Annotated in this window: 20 protein-coding genes; all 20 read left to right on the plus strand. The window is 43.8% G+C overall.

Going from position 1 to position 17284, the window contains the following annotated elements; translation table 11 throughout:
- The first annotated feature begins 211 nt into the window (after nucleotides 1-211).
- The 20 genes from ACNFN4_RS01925 (at nucleotide 212) to ACNFN4_RS02020 (ending at nucleotide 17274) form a co-directional block, all read left to right on the plus strand.
- Entirely contained in the window at nucleotides 212-523 is a 312-nt protein-coding gene (locus ACNFN4_RS01925) for a VRR-NUC domain-containing protein (protein ID WP_448199959.1), read from the plus strand.
- Nucleotides 520-1875, plus strand: a complete 1356-nt coding sequence (locus ACNFN4_RS01930) for an SNF2-related protein (protein WP_448199960.1) — start codon at nucleotides 520-522, stop codon at nucleotides 1873-1875. Before ACNFN4_RS01925 ends, ACNFN4_RS01930 begins: the two co-directional genes overlap by 4 nt.
- Nucleotides 1872-2252 carry an ArpU family phage packaging/lysis transcriptional regulator gene (locus tag ACNFN4_RS01935; protein ID WP_013353512.1) on the plus strand — a complete coding sequence of 127 codons (381 nt, stop codon included), beginning with the start codon at nucleotides 1872-1874 and terminating at the stop codon, nucleotides 2250-2252. Before ACNFN4_RS01930 ends, ACNFN4_RS01935 begins: the two co-directional genes overlap by 4 nt.
- 392 nt (nucleotides 2253-2644) lie before the next feature.
- Nucleotides 2645-3271, plus strand: a complete 627-nt coding sequence (locus ACNFN4_RS01940) for a hypothetical protein (RefSeq protein WP_448199961.1) — start codon at nucleotides 2645-2647, stop codon at nucleotides 3269-3271.
- Between the two features lie 759 nt (nucleotides 3272-4030).
- The gene (locus tag ACNFN4_RS01945) at nucleotides 4031-4525 is read left to right on the plus strand and encodes a phage terminase small subunit P27 family (protein WP_014472238.1); all 495 of its coding nucleotides are present in this window, start codon (nucleotides 4031-4033) and stop codon (nucleotides 4523-4525) included.
- Nucleotides 4518-6224 (plus strand): terminase large subunit, encoded by a 1707-nt coding sequence (locus ACNFN4_RS01950; protein WP_448199962.1) that lies wholly within the window; start codon nucleotides 4518-4520, stop codon nucleotides 6222-6224. Before ACNFN4_RS01945 ends, ACNFN4_RS01950 begins: the two co-directional genes overlap by 8 nt.
- 16 nt (nucleotides 6225-6240) lie before the next feature.
- Nucleotides 6241-6447 (plus strand): hypothetical protein, encoded by a 207-nt coding sequence (locus ACNFN4_RS01955; RefSeq protein WP_448199963.1) that lies wholly within the window; start codon nucleotides 6241-6243, stop codon nucleotides 6445-6447.
- A 4-nt stretch (nucleotides 6448-6451) separates the two neighbouring features.
- A complete protein-coding gene (locus ACNFN4_RS01960) occupies nucleotides 6452-7678 on the plus strand; it encodes a phage portal protein (RefSeq protein WP_448199964.1) in 1227 nt (408 codons plus the stop codon).
- The gene (locus tag ACNFN4_RS01965) at nucleotides 7671-8267 is read left to right on the plus strand and encodes an HK97 family phage prohead protease (protein WP_448199965.1); all 597 of its coding nucleotides are present in this window, start codon (nucleotides 7671-7673) and stop codon (nucleotides 8265-8267) included. The genes ACNFN4_RS01960 and ACNFN4_RS01965 overlap by 8 nt, the downstream gene beginning before the upstream one ends.
- Nucleotides 8268-8315: 48 nt before the next feature.
- Nucleotides 8316-9515, plus strand: coding sequence for a phage major capsid protein (locus tag ACNFN4_RS01970; RefSeq protein WP_448199966.1), 1200 nt, complete (start codon nucleotides 8316-8318; stop codon nucleotides 9513-9515).
- A 27-nt stretch (nucleotides 9516-9542) separates the two neighbouring features.
- Nucleotides 9543-9983, plus strand: coding sequence for a collagen-like protein (locus tag ACNFN4_RS01975; RefSeq protein ID WP_448199967.1), 441 nt, complete (start codon nucleotides 9543-9545; stop codon nucleotides 9981-9983).
- Nucleotides 9984-10034: 51 nt separating this feature from the next.
- A complete protein-coding gene (locus ACNFN4_RS01980; protein WP_014472232.1) occupies nucleotides 10035-10328 on the plus strand; it encodes a head-tail connector protein in 294 nt (97 codons plus the stop codon).
- Nucleotides 10318-10644: a phage head closure protein gene (locus tag ACNFN4_RS01985; protein ID WP_069448903.1), complete on the plus strand. Its 327-nt coding sequence runs from the start codon at nucleotides 10318-10320 to the stop codon at nucleotides 10642-10644. The genes ACNFN4_RS01980 and ACNFN4_RS01985 overlap by 11 nt, the downstream gene beginning before the upstream one ends.
- The gene (locus ACNFN4_RS01990) at nucleotides 10644-11033 is read left to right on the plus strand and encodes an HK97-gp10 family putative phage morphogenesis protein (RefSeq protein ID WP_227579014.1); all 390 of its coding nucleotides are present in this window, start codon (nucleotides 10644-10646) and stop codon (nucleotides 11031-11033) included. The genes ACNFN4_RS01985 and ACNFN4_RS01990 overlap by 1 nt, the downstream gene beginning before the upstream one ends.
- Nucleotides 11030-11419, plus strand: a complete 390-nt coding sequence (locus ACNFN4_RS01995) for a hypothetical protein (protein ID WP_448199968.1) — start codon at nucleotides 11030-11032, stop codon at nucleotides 11417-11419. The genes ACNFN4_RS01990 and ACNFN4_RS01995 overlap by 4 nt, the downstream gene beginning before the upstream one ends.
- Nucleotides 11420-11437: 18 nt before the next feature.
- Nucleotides 11438-12016, plus strand: a complete 579-nt coding sequence (locus ACNFN4_RS02000) for a major tail protein (protein ID WP_088030551.1) — start codon at nucleotides 11438-11440, stop codon at nucleotides 12014-12016.
- 57 nt (nucleotides 12017-12073) lie between these two features.
- Entirely contained in the window at nucleotides 12074-12436 is a 363-nt protein-coding gene (gene gpG / locus ACNFN4_RS02005; RefSeq protein WP_448199969.1) for a phage tail assembly chaperone G, read from the plus strand.
- An 11-nt stretch (nucleotides 12437-12447) separates the two neighbouring features.
- Nucleotides 12448-12630, plus strand: coding sequence for a hypothetical protein (locus ACNFN4_RS02010; protein ID WP_328222013.1), 183 nt, complete (start codon nucleotides 12448-12450; stop codon nucleotides 12628-12630).
- Between the two features lie 60 nt (nucleotides 12631-12690).
- Nucleotides 12691-16437 carry a phage tail tape measure protein gene (locus ACNFN4_RS02015; protein ID WP_448199970.1) on the plus strand — a complete coding sequence of 1249 codons (3747 nt, stop codon included), beginning with the start codon at nucleotides 12691-12693 and terminating at the stop codon, nucleotides 16435-16437.
- Complete coding sequence (locus ACNFN4_RS02020) at nucleotides 16438-17274, plus strand: phage tail family protein (protein ID WP_134992354.1); 837 nt, start codon at nucleotides 16438-16440, stop codon at nucleotides 17272-17274. It abuts the gene before it with no gap.
- Nucleotides 17275-17284: the final 10 nt, after the last annotated feature.

The following is a 17284-nucleotide window of genomic DNA, read 5'->3' on the forward strand; positions in this document are numbered from 1 at the left end:
TCCATACCTTCATGGGATACCGTCTTTCTTTTCGAGGTATGGAGGTATGGGCGGAGCCAGTCATATTAAGGGTTTCAGCCTTATATACCTCCAATACCTTCATAATTTCTATATAAATATAAAAATAAAAGAATATAGCGTACACACATAAGAAAATCCCTATAATCTCTTTATTTCAACAATCTATACAGAACGATGGCCTCATGGACATATGGAGGCAAGCATAAAAGGAGTGGAGGCAGTTTTGAAGGAAAGTCAATTAGAGCGAATACTAAAACGAGAGGTCGAAAGGCAGGGAGGCAAGGCGATGAAATTTGTATCTCCGGGATTATCTGGGGTGCCTGACCGGATTGTACTTTTACCTGGCGGCAAGCTTGTTTTTGTAGAAATGAAGGCCCCGGGAGAAAAGCCAAGACCTCTGCAGCTAAAACGCAAAAAGGATTTAGAAACATTAGGTTTTGAAGTCCGCGTTTTAGATTCAATAGATTCAATAACAGCTTTTGTCAGGGGGGGCATTTCGTGAAATTCAAACCACACCAATACCAAGAACATGCAATTAAGCACATAATTGATACTCATGCTGCAGGCCTCTTCCTGGATATGGGGATGGGGAAAACCGTTAGCACTCTGACAGCAGTATCAGATCTCCTATACGATTATTTTGACGTTTCAAATGTTTTAGTAATTGCACCTTTGAGAGTTGCGGAAGATACCTGGTCAAGAGAGTCTGAGAAGTGGGACCACACTTCTTATTTAAAAGTCTCAAAAGTATTGGGGCCGGAATCATCCAGAATTATGGCTTTAGATATGAAAGCTGATATTTACATTATTAACAGGGAGAATGTCGAATGGCTGGTGAATTTTTACGGTAAGAAGTGGCCTTTTGACATGGTCGTGATAGATGAGCTTTCTAGCTTTAAGTCCTCTAAAGCCAAACGGTTTAGGGCTTTGAAAAAAGTTAGGCCTTTCATAAAAAGAATTGTGGGCCTGACCGGAACCCCAGCACCGAACAGCTTAATTGATTTATGGCCGCAGATGTACTTATTAGATCAAGGGGAACGGCTGGGGAAAACCGTAACCAGTTACCGGGAAAAATATTTTCAGCCTGACCAAAGAAACAGAACTGTTATCTACAGTTGGAAATTGAAAGAAGGAGCCGAGAAAGCCATTCATGAGAAAGTGTCTGACATCTGCATCAGTATGCAGGCCCGGGACTGGCTTCAGCTCCCGGAACGAATTGATAATATTGTCAAAGTACGAATGACGGACAAAGTAAAAGCGAAATACAAGCAGCTTGAAAAAGATTTACTTCTCCCTTTTTTAGATGGTGATGTTGTGGCCGACACCGCGGCCGTTTTATCAAACAAGTTGTTACAGCTGGCGAATGGTGCCGTTTATGACGAAAACGGGGAAATCCAAAAGCTTCATGATGAAAAGCTGAATGCGTTAGAGGATATAGTAGACGCAGCCAATGGAAAACCTATCCTTGTTTTCTACTCTTATAAACATGATCTTGAGCGCATTCAGCAGAAATTTAAAAAGGCGAAAACGTTAGACAGTAGCAAGGAGATAGCTGACTGGAACAATGGTAAGATTGAAATGCTTTTAGCGCATCCAGCATCTACAGGGCACGGGCTTAACTTACAGGATGGAGGCCATGTCATTGTATGGTTTGGCATGACATGGAGTCTTGAGCTTTACCAGCAGGCCAATGCGAGGCTTGACCGCCAGGGGCAGAAACATAGCGTAATTGTGAACCATCTTGTAACAGAAGGCACTGTGGACGAGGATGTAATGAGGGCATTAGAAGGCAAAGCCGTCGGGCAAAACGCCTTAATGGAGGCAGTCAAAGCAAGATTGGAGAAATTAGCATGACAGCAGAGCAGCTTTCATTCATGGACCCTGTGGATGCAAGAGCCGTGAGAAAAATAGTCATCAAAGAGCTGAAAGATTACAGGGCCTTAAAAGTTCAAATGGAAAACAAAAGGGAATGCGAAAGCGCCGGCATGAGCCTTTTTCCCTCTCTAAGAGATTCACATAATATAAACGAGCTGAAGGTGAAGCAAATGGAACGGGCGTTACAAAACAGCTTGGACGACCTGGAGCGCTTGATTATTGAGAAAAAATACCTTACAGCATCTACCGTCAAAGACATAAGCATTTATATTGATTTGGGCATTAAGAAAAACACCTATTATGAACTTAAGAAAAGGGCTATCTACCGCCTTGCTACAGCACTCGGAATCATCTGAGTGCTTTTCTTTTGGACAAAAAACGGACTTTTATGGATACAAAAAGGGACCCAAAAAAGGAGACTATTTATGTTTGAAATCCCTATAAACTTTACCTATCAACTTCCAAGGGGTGTGAATTTCGGACCGGTAAAAACAACCTACATAATATGGGAAAAGCGCCTATCCCTTATCAAGGCGAATTCGGATACTCAAATTAAAGCGTTGAGGAATGACTTTTCATTCTGAGCTGGATCGCGCTAGTCTTGCGACTTTGGTATCGGGAGATGTTTTTTGTAAACTGCGTCCGGTAATTCTCAGGGAAAACAATTGGCGGTTAACGGCTTGAGTGCGGGGGCAGTTTAGAAAGAATATACCAAGCGCTTTTTAATTGTCGAAAGGGAGCGATGTAAATGAAATTGGAATTAGCAAATAGAACCATCTTTGAGTTACTTGAAGAAGCACACGCGAAAAGAGAAATGATTGTTACGAATGAAAGGCAGAGGGGGCTAGGAAAAACAAAAGCGTTGATGTTTTTCGCAGAAATAAACCAACTGCCTGTGATCGTCCGGCAATCACAGAAAAGATATTATCTGAAAGAGCATCCAGACGTTAATATATTGGGGCATGAAGATGTTCTCCGTATTGGCGCATTGCCTCTAACTTGTCTATGTGATGAGGGAGTACCAAAAAGAACTATTGAAGAATTGAAAACTAAAGGTCATGGTGTATCGGGGTTTCTGAACGAATCTTTAGAAGATAGCGAGATGAATGCTGTTGCTGTTAATGATGAGGAAAGCATTCTTACTTGGAGAAAAGCAAATCCGTTATTACTCAAGATCGAGCTTGATGATATTAATTCTGCGCCTCGTGTTTTTTATAAAGGTGAACAAATTGGGGAAATTATAAACGCAGATTTTTCATACGTAACAAACACTGAGTTAATGAACCCGACACATATTGATATTGAATACATGGATAAGGACAGCAAGTGCGGGACAAAAGCTATTGTTTATAATCGGTTTCTGGTGGAGGGATAAGCATGAGGGATCGGAGGTAGTGATTGCCAATGCCGCTGAAAAGATGTAACGCGCCTGCCTGCCGCAGCTATGTGGATTGGGCAGAACGTTATTGTGAGAAGCACAAGGGCTATGCCGACAAGCAGTATAACAAAGATGTGAGATACACAAGGGAGAACAACAAGCGCTATTCCTATTACCATTCGAGAGAGTGGAAGCTCCTTCGAGAACAGAAGCTTAGAGAAAGTAACTATCATTGTGCTGTCTGTGCCTCGCAGGGACGTTTAAATAAGTCGAATAGATTAGTAGTCCATCATAAGCACAGAGAGCTTAGAGACGTCATAAACGATATTCAAGCGCGTACCGATTTGAATAACCTTGAGGTGCTTTGTCAATATCATCATAATCAGGTCACGTTTGGGAAAGGGGATAACAATGACTAGGTATAAGAAGAAACCTCTTGAGGTTGAAGCGTTTAGGCATCGAGGGGGAAGTTTACCCATGTTATCCAGGTATTTTCGAAAAAACGTATGAGAAATTGGATTAAGTCCCCCCGTCAATTTACCGGGTGGGCTTTTTCATTTTCCTGTACATCGGCGCCCCCTCTTCTTCGTAAAAATTGTTGAAATGAAATTTTGATTTTCACTATTTTGGGCCGTTTTTGATATGTGAAATTTTTGCTTGGTCCCTTATCTCGTATGTGATGACCGGCATTTTTGTTATGCGTTCATTTGTTGGAAAACAGTAGTGCGGAAATTCGCTGAAAGGTGGTGGTTTTTATTGGCGAGAAGAAAACAAATGACGGAAACATTAAAAGGACAAGTTTCTAAAGAAGAATTGGAGAAGCGGCAGCAGCAGGAAGAAAAATTAAAAGGGTTTACGCCATTGCAAGAGAAACCACCTTACTGGCTTTCCACAATGGCGAAGAATGAATGGGAAAGAATATACCCTTATCTCAGTGAGCTGCCCATTTCGGAGTTAGATAGGACGCTTTTTGCTTTATTCTGCAATAGCTATGCGCAGTATAGGGTGGCCCTGAATGATATTAACGAAAACGGTCAGACGGTTGTCGAAATAAACAGCAAAGGCTTTCCGGTCAAAAAGAAAAACCCTTCCGTTGATATTATGAATAGCATGTCAAAAGAGATTCGAGGCATTGCGGGACAGTTAGGGCTTTCCCTGGACTCAAGGCTCCGGCTTGTCGGCCTGGGTGAGGATGAAGGCGAAGAGGACCCGATCACAAAATTCTTGAAAAGTCGTGGTAAGAATGCTTGACCATGTAACGGCATATGCTCAAGCGGTTATAAGTGGCGAGATTGTTGCGGGTGAGTATATCATTCTTGCTTGCAAAAGGCATATGGAGGATTTGGAAAGGTCAAAACTTGCGCCGTTTAATTATTATTTTGATGTGGAAGCGGCAAACGCAAGAATTGACTTTACTGAAATTTTGCCAAACCCTGAGACTGGTGAGCCGGTGGAATTGTTGTCATATCAAAAATGGATTATCGGCAGCGTCTTTGGTTGGAAAAGAAAAGATAATGATAACCGCCGATTCAAAAGAGCCCTGATAACAAAGGCCCGGCGTAATGGGAAAACGTTTTTAGTCTCGACGATGGGAACGAATGAGTTTTTCCTCTGCGAAACACCAAAACGCAACAGAAAAATTGTTTTTGCCTCCAACGCCTTAAAACAGGCACGAATTGGCTTTGAGTATATGCAAGATCAAATCCGGTCATTGGCAAAGGGCTCTAAAGCTATGAAAAAAAGAGTGAAAATTAAGGATGCTGAAATTAAGGATTTATTCTCCGGCAGCACGGCATATCCCATTTCCTCTGACACGTCCACGGGTGACGGATTTGCGGCAACAGTCGCAATCATAGACGAATGGCACGAAAGCCAGGACCTAAAAATGTACAATCTTTTGAAATCGGGTCAGATCGCTCTGAAAAACAGCTTGCTTGCAATTATCAGCACAGCAGGATTAAACCCAAACGTCCCAATGTATAGAGAAGTTCAAATGCTGAAAAAGGTTTTAAGAAAAGAGCTCAATATGGATGATTACTTCATCGCCATTTATGAGCAGGACGATGTTGAAAAAGAGGCGGAGCTCCCAGAAACATGGATAAAGTCCAATCCTATCTTGGAGCACCCGGAGATTGGCGAAACCGTCATGGAGTCATTAAAGCTGGACTTGGATGCAGCAAAGGAGCAGCGGAACTTAAATGCTTTATACGTGAAAAATTTTAATGTGTGGCGGCAAGTAAGTGAGGAAAGCTTTATCTCTATTGACGATTGGAACGCTTGCGCCGTGGAAGAGGAGCCGGACCTTGTCGGCCGAGAGGTTTATATCGGTTTGGATATGTCAAGGTCAGACGATCTAACGGCTGCGTCTTGGATTTATCCACTTGATGACGAGGCAAGAAGGTATTACGTTGACAGTCATTCATTTGTTGCGACGAAAGGCGGCCTAGACCATAAAATAAAACGGGACAAAATCGACTATAGGGAGATGGCCGACCGAGGTTACTGCACTATTACAAATAAAGAAACAGGGATAATCAATCAGCAGCAGGTCATTGACTACATTAAGCATAGGATTAAGTCTCAAAAGCTTAAAGTTAAAGGCATTCTTTATGACCCTCATGCTATCTCCCTGGTTTTAAATGAGCTGGAAGAATACCCATTAATAGAAGTGGGGCAGGGAGCGAAGCGGCTTTCCCCACCAGCAAAAGACTTCCGTCTTTGCGTTTATGATAAGCGCATCATTCATACTGACAACCCTTTACTGACAATCGCCGTAAATAACGCGATAGCTAAAGAGTTCAATGATTTAATCAGAATTGATAAAGATAAGAACCGTGAGAAAATTGACCCGATCGCGGCGATGATCACGGCTCACTATGAGGCGATGCATTACTATGCAGATGAATTTGACTGGAACACATATTACGAAAGCGAAGAATTCACCCTTTGAGGAAGGAGGGAGCACCATGAAATTAGGAAAAATAATTAAATTTTTATTGGGGGTATGCCAGTTTATTAGAATGAACCTGCATACTCTTTTCTTTTTGGTTGGGCTGTTTTTAATCGACTATGGAATTTTCCTTTTCCGCCCGATCGCCGGACTTATTGTGGCCGGCCTTTTTCTTGTTCTGATTGCCTTCTTACTCAATCCGAGAGAAGAGGGAGGGAGGTGATTGAGTGGCGTTCTTTCGATCATTAGACAAACAAAGCCAGGGGGCGCGGGAATTTAATGAAATTATTGTCGGCTTGGACGGCCTGTCTTACGTGTCAGCAAGTGCAATTAAGAACAGCGATGTATTCACAGCAGTGCATACCCTTTCCTCTGATATTGCAGCATCGCCAATTATGGTTAAGCATAACGGTGTCGAAGAAAAGGATTCTGATCTGTTCAGGCTGCTGAATGAAAAACCCAATGATTATTATTCGGGGTACTTTTTCAAATTCATACTTGTAGCCAACGCACTATTGAACAGCCAATCGTACGCTGAAATCATCCGGGACAAAGAGGGGGCACCCGTGGAGCTTATCCATATGCGGAACAGTGAAGTCTATGCCGAGCAGCTTCCAAACCGAAATGAAATCCTTTACCGGTATTATCCTTCTGGCGGTAAAGAGAGAGTATTGAAGCCTGAAAATGTGCTGCATATTAAATTTTTCAGCTTGGACGGTATAACGGGGATGGGTCCTCTTTCTAGTCTTAAGCGTGAGATTGAAAGCCAGGAGTTTGGAAAACGCCTTGTTACTGACTTTTTTAGAAGAGGCATCAACTTGAGTGGGATTGTCAATTTGAAAAAGGGTCATTTGTCCCCTGAAGCAAAGGACAAGATTCGAAATGAATTTGAGAAAGCAAACTCAGGGGGGCGGAATCAGCAAAGAATTGCTGTTCTTAGTGAAAATGAGGAGTTTAAGCAATTAGAAATTAATACAAAAGTGCTTGAAATCGTTAATAATTACACGCATTCAACAAAGCAGATCGCCAAAGCGTTTGGATTGCCCGCCCATAAGCTGGGGATAGAACAAGTCAATACATCGCTTGAACAAGCTAACCTGGACTATCTGACAAATACATTATCGAACTATTTCACGGCTATTGTCTCAGAACTGAATTTCAAAATGCTGCCGTATCCTTTAAACCTGCAGCAGAAATTTCAATTCGATACACGGCGGTTTAGGGAAACGGACGCGAAAACAAAGCGAGAAAACGTCATTGCTCTACTGCAAAACGGTATTTTCTCGCTCAACAATGCCCTGGCTGAGTATGGATACGAGCCAATACCAAACGGGGATAAGCGTTTCATGAGTTTGAATTACGTTGACGTTGAAATCATGGACGAGATTCAGAAAGCGAAGGCAAAGAGCCTGCCGATCTCGTCAGCAGGTGAAGGAGGTGAGGGGAATGTCTAAGGAAGTGGAAATCAGAACGTCGCAGGAAGGGGCATTAAAAGCCCATTCAAGCGATGATGGGCCGAAGGTGATTAGCGGGTATGCACTCAAGTTTGGAACCCGCAGCCATAACCTGGGTGGGTTCATTGAAATGATTGATAAGCGGGCTCTTGACCAAACAGATATGAGCGATGTACGGGCTTTAATTGACCATGATCCATCAAAGATTCTTGGCCGCACGTCTGCCGGTACGCTCAAGCTTGAGGTCGATGACATCGGCCTAAGATTTGATGTCACTTTACCGAATACTCAGTACGCCACGGATTTATACGAAAATCTACGCGTCGGCAATATCTCAAACTGTTCTTTCGGCTTTTTGCTTGGGAAAAACGGTGACAGCTTTACCCGTGACCAAGAAACGGGGCTGCCGTTACGAAGCCTGAGAAACATTTCAAAGCTGACAGATGTATCAGTGGTTACGTATCCAGCTTATGAAGACACCGACGTGACGATTGCTCAACGGAACTTAAAGCAGTATGAACAAAGAAACCTGAATCCGGAAAAAGAAAAGCTGCTGTTACAGCTGGATTTAATAAAAATGGGATTGTAAAAGCACTCGAAAACCGGGTGCTTATTTTATTTGAAAAGGAGAAAACACATGCTATCTGAAAAAATTAAGGAACTGAGATCGCAGATTACTCAAAAACAAACGGCGGTGAATACAAAAATCACAGAGGCGCAGAAGCGGGCCGAAGAAGACAAGCTGGACGAAGCTACAGCTTTGAAAGGTGAAATTTCCACTTTGAAAGAAGAGCTCGACGCTCTCAAGAAAAAGCTTGCGGAATACGAAGAGATTGCCGGAATGAATCCGGAAGAACCTGCGCCGGCAGGCGGTAAAGAAGAGGACGAAGAGGAGAAAAGATCAATGCATGGCGGCTTCCGTACAATCATCAAACCTGGTAAGACAGAAGAGGTAAGAGCTTTTGAAGAGTTTCTGCGATCAAAAGGGGAAAAACGCGACGGATTGAAATCTGATGGCGCGGAAGTGCTGATCCCTATTGATGTAATCACTAAGCCACAACAGGAACTGGAAGACGTTGTTGATCTTGGTACTATGGTAAATAACGTTTCTGTTACAACTTCATCTGGTACTTATCCAGTTCTGGAGAACGCTAGCACTCAACTCAACTCTGTAGAAGAATTAGAGAAAAACCCTGAGTTAGCGAAGCCAAAGTTTAAGAAGGTGGAGTGGAAGGTTGTAACATACCGCGGTCAATTGCCAATTTCCCAGGAGGCCATTGACGATTCGGGCGTTGACTTAACGGCTCTTGTAGCAAATTATTTGCAACAGATTGAACGCAATACACGTAATTCACGAATTGCTGCAGTTCTGCGCACATTTACAACGATGACAGTCTCAGGAACTGACGAGCTTAAGAAAATTCTAAATGTGTATTTAAAACAGGCTTATAAGCGTGATATTGTCGCAACTTCTTCAGCGTTCCAATTCTTAGATACGTTGAAAGATAAAAACGGTCAGTACATTTTACAGCAAAATATTTCATCCCCATCCGGAAAAGTATTGTTTGGGATACCGAACACAGTTGTAGATGATATTGTTTTAGGTGAAAAAGCTGGCGACGCGGTTATGTTTATCGGGGATTTAAAAAGAGCAGTTCTTTTTGCGAATCGATTAAAAGCCACAGCAAAATGGGTGGAGAATGATCTTTATGGACAGGTCCTTTCCCTGGCGATTCGTTTCGATGTGAAGAAAGCTGATGACAAAGCCGGTTATTTTGTGACCATTGATACGGGCGCGGAGCAGCCAGACGATACAAGTAAAGATTTAGGGAAATAAAATAATAATAGAAAAGGATGATCGAACATGGCAGAGTTTTTAAATGAAAGTAACGGAGCGAAAACATCAGCAAGGGACAACGGATCAGGGGAGCCAATCACAGATGTTTCTATCGCGGATAACAGCGAAAAAAATCCTCTCTATGTAAAAGGTCTTCAAGGTGAACCCGGCCCTCAAGGGAAACAAGGTCCTCAAGGTGAACCAGGACCTCAAGGTGAGCCAGGCGAACCAGGTCCACAAGGCGAAAAAGGCGAACCGGGCGAACCAGGCCCAAAAGGTGAAAAAGGTGATCCGGCAGTCATTGAAGCGGGCAGCATTGTAAATGAAATGCTCGGTGAAAAATCAGTTCGAAGCAAGAATATCGGAGCAGGCAGTGTTATGCTGGAACATCTGAACAGCGAGGTCAAAGACATCCTAACCGGCCTACAAAAACAAATTGATGAATTGAAAGAAACACCAACAGAATAATGACGTGAAGGGGCGCTCCGGCGCTCCTTTTTGTATGTAAGGAGTGATGGGATGACGCTCGAAGAAATAAAGCACGCGTTGCGAATAGATCATAATTTTGACGATGACTGGATTATGGAGTTGAAAGGGTCGGCAGAAGATTATATCAAGGATGCTGTCACACTTTCGCCCAACAGGGATGCATTTTTTGAAAACAATCCCAGGTTTAACATGGCCGTCAAATTCCTTGTGGGAGCCTGGTATGAGCAGCGGGTATCCTCAATGGATAAAGCACTACAGGAAATACCGTTCGGCGTAACAAACATTATCCAACAATTCAGAGGAGCTTATACAGATGCAGTTTAGCCGACTCAATACCCGCATCACTTTTGTGACTCGAAAGAATCAAAAGGATCCGGAAAGCCGTGAAAACATTGAGGTGAATGACCCCTTGTTTTCTTGCTGGGCGGAGATCAGAGATCAGAAATTAAGGGAGAAGCTTTCGACCGCAGGCACCTTTTTAGAAAACAGTATTACATTCATCATTCGCTATCAGCAGGTTAAGACAGTAACGAACAGCATGCACATCCTGCATGATGAAACTCTTTACGAGATCAAAGACATTCTCCCAAACTCTCAGGATAAAGACCTGATAAATGTTCTTGCGGAGAAGGTGAGCTGATGGCCCGGGAAGATGACGGAATAAAAGATATAGAAAAAGAGCTGAACAAGCTGGCTCGAAAAAAAGTTCGTGCTGCTAAGTCGGCTGTCAGTGCAGGCGCACAAATATATGCTACTGGATTAGAAAAAAATACACCCCGCGGGCGGGCCGATCAGGATCCCCACAAAACACACATGAAGGACAATGTTGTTTTTTCCAAGCCAAAAGAAGATGGTGAAGTCTATTCAAATGTGGGATACGGAAAGGAAACCGCATCAAGGCTGCATTTTTCGAACTTCGGGACGATCAAACAGCGACCTCAGCACTTTGTGGAGAGGACGGTAAATGAGTACACGGCCGCGGTGCTGCAGAAGGTGCAAGAAGTTTATAGAAGGGAGCTGGGATTATGATGCTGCCAATTCAGGAAGTGGAAATGATTCTGAGTGAAAATGAGGTCCTTTCTTCTTTTGTGGATCCTGGCCGTGTATTTTTGGTTTTTGTCCCAGAAGCCGATCAGGATATAGAAAAGGCCCCGATGATTCGAATAAATGAGCTTGAGAGCCACAGAAAAGATTATGCCGATGACGCGGCATTGACGTTTGAGGTTGATATTCAAATAGACTTATGGACGAAAACGATCAAGGAAGCGCATCAGATTCAGCCCATCATTGACGAGCTTATGGCAAAAAACGACTTCCAACAATATGCCTCTGCATTTGACCGGGATCCGGATATAGCACTTTACAGATATGCCCGGAGATACAGAGCAACAAAAATGATTAACATACAAATATGAAACGAAAAGGTGATATGAATGGCGCGAACAGGTTTAGACGGAATTCAGTACGGCGTACTTGGCGAAAATGAAAAAGCAGAAGATAGGAAGAAGATGCCGGGAGCTATTGAGGCAAAATTAGACGTTTCTTCAGAACTGACACCTCTCTATGCGGATGACGGTATATACGCAGTGAAGAGCTCAGGCGTGAGTGAAACAAAACTAGAATTAAATTTGGCAGATCTGACAACTGAAATGAAGAGAACACTTTTGGGCGTTCCTGTTGTTTCTGGCATTGAATTATATCATAAGGACTTGGAGCCGCCTTATGTTTGCATCACTTGGCGGCAAAAACACCATGAAAAAGGATACGTGTATTATGCTCTGTTAAAAGGTAAATTCGGTATCCCTTCTGCAGAAGGTAAGACAAAAGAAGATAAAGTGGATTATCAAACGGACTCAATCGAAGGACAGTTCTTACCACGGAAAGAGGACGGTCTTGTATTCCTGGTTGGTTATGACCAAAATGAAGGTTTTTCACTTGATAAGTTTTATAAGCTGGCTTATGAATTGGAGCACCCAACAGAAGAGGGCCAGACAGTAGAACTAGGGAAATAATAGGCAGCCCGGTGCGGCTGCTTTTGTTTTTTAAAAAATAAAAAGGTGGTTTTCTACATGATTAAAGCGGTATTGAAAGACTATGCTCTTGCAGAAGTAGATGAGAGCGGCGATATTGTATCTGTTCCAGAAAAAACATTTATTCAGCCATTTGTTACAGCAAGATATACGTATAGAGCTTTAGAAATACATGCAGATGCAACGGACGAAGAATTCGGAAAGACTCAGCGTGATGTAATGGATGAGATGATGACTCTTGTCTTGGACATATTCAAAGGGCAATTTACCTTTGATGATATTTTAGACGGTGTTCAATCTGATGAATTATTTGACTGGCTTAGAGATATTATGGATCAGGTTATGGTTAAAGATAAAAAAAAGGCTCAATTGAAGAAGAAGGCCGTAGCAGCTCAAAAGTAACGGGCAAGCCCATGAGCTACCGGGATTACTTTAACAAAATGAAAGAAATGTACATTGATTTGATGAAAAATGGATACAAGCTTCATGAAATAGATGAAATGGATATAAACCGTTTCTTCGATCTTGCCGATCATCAGCATGAGGAAGAAAACAAGCTGGTGCCGGCGTATAAGATTTTTGGGGTGACTTTGTAAAAGGGTATCTGATCAGATGCTCTTTTTGTTTTGTCAATTTCTAAAGAAAGGAGGTAAAACGTGGCCACAGAAGGCAGACCGATAGGGAATCTAGTCATTAATACGACGCTGAATGACGCAGGGGTAAACAAAGGAATTACCGGCCTGAGAAACAATCTAAAGACTGCCCGCACAGCAACAAAGGCAACCGTCCAGGAATTTAAAGCGATGGGCGACGAATTGACCGCCAGCAAGAAAAAAGTTGAAGGCCTGTCAAATGAGCTTTCTATTCAAGAAAAGATCGTCAACGAATACCGCAAGTCATATGAGAAACAGGTGGAGCAATACGGCGAAGGGTCTGAACAGGCGCAGAAATACGCCCAGCGGCTCAATACTCAGATTCAAACCTATCATTCTTTACAAGGCTCTCTACGACGCGCACAAGTGCAATACGAGCAGCTTGAGCAGGCGCAACGGGAAGCAGGGAAAAGCGCCGATTCTTTATCAGACAGCCAGAAGGATATTGGAGAGGCAACCGAGACAGCAAAGGGCAGGGTCGGGAAATTCTCTTCTTTTATTGAAGTCGGCCTGGTCGGGGCACTGACTGCAGGAGTGGCGGCCGTAACCGGGTTAACGGCTGCGGTCGGAGCGATGGGCACCAAAATGGCGCTTGACGCACAGAAAAGCCAAGGGGAATTCCGGGCGCAATTAGGGCTGACAAAGAACGAAGCTAAAGCGCTGACACAAACAGCCTCAAGCATCTGGAAAGACGGTTTCGGCGAAAATATGGATGTAGTCAAAGACGCCCTGAAACAGGTCCGTCAGAATATCAGGGGACTCAGCGAAAAAGATTTAAAGGATGTAACCAAAGGGGCTATTACTCTTTCAGAAACCTTTGACGCTGATGTAAATGAAGTCACCCGAGCCGGCAACAATATCATGAAAGGCTTCGGTGTTGAGAGTCAAAAGGCTTTTGATTTGATGACGTACGGTGCTCAAAAGGGCTTAAACTTTTCAAATGAAATGTTTGACAACCTGAGCGAGTACGCGCCCCTATTCGGTAAAATGGGTTTTTCTGCGGAAGAATACTTCCAGCTCTTAACGAAGGGCAGCCAAGCAGGGGTTTATAATCTCGACTATATTAATGATGTCATGAAAGAATTTCAGATCAGAGTGAAAGACGGCTCCGATTCGACATCCGGAGCGATGGCGCAGCTTTCCGGCAGCACTCAGAAAGTGTGGAGCCAATTCCTAAAAGGGAAAGGAACAGTTAAGGACGTTTCGAATGCGGTTCTGGGCGAGCTGAAGGGGATGAAAAACCAGGTCAAGGCGAATAATATCGGGGTTGCTTTGTACGGCACCAAATGGGAAGACCTTGAGGCCGACGCGATGTATGCCCTCGGCGGCATTAATGGAAAGATTGGCGATGTGAACGGGAAAACGAAAGAGGCCGGAAAAGCTCTTCAGGATAACTTTGGGGCACGGCTGAAAAAGATAGGTCGTTCCGCCTTGTCTGCTCTCCTTCCGATCGGCAATAGCCTTTTAGATGTATTGGAGCCGGCCATGTCCGGACTGGAATCAGGTATGAAGGGCCTGCAGCCGGTCATGAACAGCATTTCTAGCGCAGGCGGCCATTTGAAAACAGTATTTACCGGGATTATGGATATTTTCAACGGTGACACGTCAAAGGGCGCTGACAAGCTTATGGACTTTTTCCCGGTCTTAACAGTTCAATCTATCATTGATGGCATTAACAGTATCAAGACAGCTTTTTCAGGGTTTAAACAGCAGGCGCAACCCATCATAACCAACGTTAAAAACGGGCTGTCAGCCATGCAGCCGGTCTTTTCTACACTCGGCTCAATTGCATCCCAGGTTTTTGGAACTTTGGGCCCTCTTATTAAACAGGCCCTTGGCGGAATTATGTCTTTTGTGGGTCAGCTATCAGCACAATGGGGTACGTTTTGGAAAGAGAACGGAACGGTTATTTCTCAAGCCCTTCAAAATGTGTGGTCGGTGGTTCAGTTTGTGATGCCGGCCGTGCTTGCGATCATAAGTTCTGTATGGGGAAACATAAAGGGCGTAATAACTGGCGCTATTGCTGTCATCCAAGGTGTTATCAAGGTATTTTCCGGCTTATTGACAGGCAACTTCGGTAAGATGTGGGAAGGGATAAAGCAGATATTCTCCGGCGCCATTAAAGTGGTCTGGAATGCAATTCAGCTTTCATTTTTTGGCAAAATTCTTGGGGGAGCCAAGGCTCTCGGCGCTGGCTTAAAGGGTATTTTTCCAAAAATGTGGGGCTGGATTAAAAGCTTATTTAAAGACGGAGCTTCAAAGGCCGGAGGAATGTTCTCGTTCTTGAAAGACAAGGCGTTAAAGCTTGTCGGTGATATGAAATCAGGTATCACTAAAAAGTTTTGGGACATCGTGGATGCTGCCAAGGCCTTGCCGAAAAAAATGGGCGACGGAATCAAGAGCATGGGCGGTAAAGCCTGGGACGGAATCAAAGCCTTTGGAAACAGAACGCTCCGGGGCTTCGGTAAAATCATCAACGGATTCACCCAGCAGGGCATCAACTGGATTCTTGGAAAGATTGGTGTTGATACGAAGATACCAAAATGGGATGTTCCCCAATATGCCAATGGAACAGGCGGGCACCCAGGCGGTCCGGCTATCCTGGGAGATGGTAAGGGGAGAAATGCAGGTCCAGAAGCATTCTTTACACCGTCCGGACACATGGGGATAAGCCCAGCTACAGACACACTCATGAACTTACCAAAAGGGACTCAGGTCTTATCAGCGCTTGATACAAAAGCATTTATGTCCGGCATTCCTGCTTACGCAAACGGAACAAAGAAAAAGAAAAAACAAGGCATTTTGTCAACGGTTTGGAACGGCGCCAAGGCCGCCGCCAGTAAAGTGAAAGACCTGGCGCTTGATGTGTTCAGCTATATCAGTAACCCATCAAAGCTCATTAACAAGGTTATTGAGAAACTCGGCTTGAAGATGCCTAACTTTGCGGGCTTTGCCGGGGATTTTGTCAAAGGGTCATTTAAATTCGTCAAAAACAAATTTGTTGATTTTATTAAAGACAAGATGGGCGATGCTAGCAACTTTGGTGAAGGCGGGACGGCTGCTGTTAAAAAGTGGGTTGCCCAAGCGTTAAAGATCAAAGGGCTTGGATCAGAGTTCGCCGGAGCTCTTGAGGCAATAGCGATGAAAGAATCAGGCGGAAATCCGAATGTAGTAAATAGATGGGATTCAAACTGGAAAGCCGGCCATCCGTCTCAAGGTTTAATGCAGTTCATTCCCAGCACCTTCAATGCTCACAAGGAAAAAGGCTATGGGAATATCAAAAATCCTGTCCATCAGATTTTAGCGTCAATCAATTACCTCAACAGCAGATATGGGGGCATTTTAAACCATCCCGGGCTGAAATCCATGAAGCGCGGCGGCCGTTATGTGGGTTATGACAAAGGCGGCCTGATTACGCGTGACCACACGGCTGAGGTCCATAAAGGGGAAATGCTGCTGCCGTTGCGGCAATTCAGAAGAAGCCAGGCGCATAAGGTATTAAGCCAGGCCAGCGCAATGGTCGGATACAACCCTGCGCCTCAGCAGACGATTGTTCAAAATGATAATGCCGAGGAAATAAAGCTGCTGAAAGAACAGAACGAAACGCTCAACACGAAGCTGGACGCCATGATTACATTGTTAACGCGTCTTGTAGCAAAGGATAATAATAACTATGTGGATGGTCGAAAAGTGGACCAGGTGTCAGCTGATCGGTATGCTCGGGCGGCATTTCATAATGGAGTGAGGTAAATGGAGTTATATATAGATTATGACAATGGGTTGGGGGAGCAAAGCTTATCTGATTTGCTTCCCTATTTTAAATTGGTGAGCTTTTTACCCGAGTCGCCAAACATTGAACGGGAAACGGCCAAGGTTCACAGAATAAACGGTGTTGTCTTGCCGCAGCACCCCAGGGACGTTACGTATAAAGAGCGTGATATAAAGGTTGAAATCCATATTGACTCAATAATTGCTGAAAATTTCTATCAGTATCGGCATGAACTGTATGCGGCTCTTGTAAAGCCGTTCCCTTATTATATTTCTACTGATCTGCTGCCCAATCGACGTTTTAAAGTTACCTGTGACGGCAATTTCAGTGTGCCGAAAGAAAAGGAAAAGAACTTCAACACGTTCGAGGTTCCTTTCTTAAATATAAATGGTGTCGCAGAATCGAAAACCACGTCTTTGACGGCTCAAAATTTCAGCGGCGAGCATTGGAGCCCCGGCATGAATATCCAGGAGGTGGACAGCCTCCAATATTCATTTGCCAATCAAAAGACATTCAGCGTATACAATACGGGCGGCGTTATGATCAATCCTATGGAGCATGATTATAACGTCTATTTGTATGCTGCTGGGAAAAACGTCTCCATTGTCAACCACACTAATGGCGAAAAGCTCACCATTGAAGAGACGTTGAAGAAGTCGCAGAAGGTTTCGTTTATCAAGCAATACACTGTCATTGATAAAAAGACGCTCAAAACCTCCGGGCGGCTTCCGGGGCTTGAGATCGGTTGGAATGAGTTCGAAATACAGAATACAAGTGATTTTAAAATCACATTTGACACAAGATTTTATTATCCGTAAGGCGGGGGAA

The organism is Bacillus sp. N1(2025), assembly GCF_053470005.1.

Coding starts and splice junctions, on each gene's coding strand:
- ACNFN4_RS01925 (WP_448199959.1), top strand. CDS start 212: ATGGAGGCAAGCATAAAAGGAGTGGAGGCAGTTTTGAAGGAAAGTCAA.
- ACNFN4_RS01935 (WP_013353512.1), top strand. CDS start 1,872: ATGACAGCAGAGCAGCTTTCATTCATGGACCCTGTGGATGCAAGAGCC.
- ACNFN4_RS01940 (WP_448199961.1), top strand. CDS start 2,645: ATGAAATTGGAATTAGCAAATAGAACCATCTTTGAGTTACTTGAAGAA.
- ACNFN4_RS01950 (WP_448199962.1), top strand. CDS start 4,518: ATGCTTGACCATGTAACGGCATATGCTCAAGCGGTTATAAGTGGCGAG.
- ACNFN4_RS01955 (WP_448199963.1), top strand. CDS start 6,241: ATGAAATTAGGAAAAATAATTAAATTTTTATTGGGGGTATGCCAGTTT.
- ACNFN4_RS01965 (WP_448199965.1), top strand. CDS start 7,671: ATGTCTAAGGAAGTGGAAATCAGAACGTCGCAGGAAGGGGCATTAAAA.
- ACNFN4_RS01970 (WP_448199966.1), top strand. CDS start 8,316: ATGCTATCTGAAAAAATTAAGGAACTGAGATCGCAGATTACTCAAAAA.
- ACNFN4_RS01975 (WP_448199967.1), top strand. CDS start 9,543: ATGGCAGAGTTTTTAAATGAAAGTAACGGAGCGAAAACATCAGCAAGG.
- ACNFN4_RS01980 (WP_014472232.1), top strand. CDS start 10,035: ATGACGCTCGAAGAAATAAAGCACGCGTTGCGAATAGATCATAATTTT.
- ACNFN4_RS01985 (WP_069448903.1), top strand. CDS start 10,318: ATGCAGTTTAGCCGACTCAATACCCGCATCACTTTTGTGACTCGAAAG.
- ACNFN4_RS01990 (WP_227579014.1), top strand. CDS start 10,644: ATGGCCCGGGAAGATGACGGAATAAAAGATATAGAAAAAGAGCTGAAC.
- ACNFN4_RS01995 (WP_448199968.1), top strand. CDS start 11,030: ATGATGCTGCCAATTCAGGAAGTGGAAATGATTCTGAGTGAAAATGAG.
- ACNFN4_RS02000 (WP_088030551.1), top strand. CDS start 11,438: ATGGCGCGAACAGGTTTAGACGGAATTCAGTACGGCGTACTTGGCGAA.
- gpG (WP_448199969.1), top strand. CDS start 12,074: ATGATTAAAGCGGTATTGAAAGACTATGCTCTTGCAGAAGTAGATGAG.
- ACNFN4_RS02010 (WP_328222013.1), top strand. CDS start 12,448: ATGAGCTACCGGGATTACTTTAACAAAATGAAAGAAATGTACATTGAT.
- ACNFN4_RS02020 (WP_134992354.1), top strand. CDS start 16,438: ATGGAGTTATATATAGATTATGACAATGGGTTGGGGGAGCAAAGCTTA.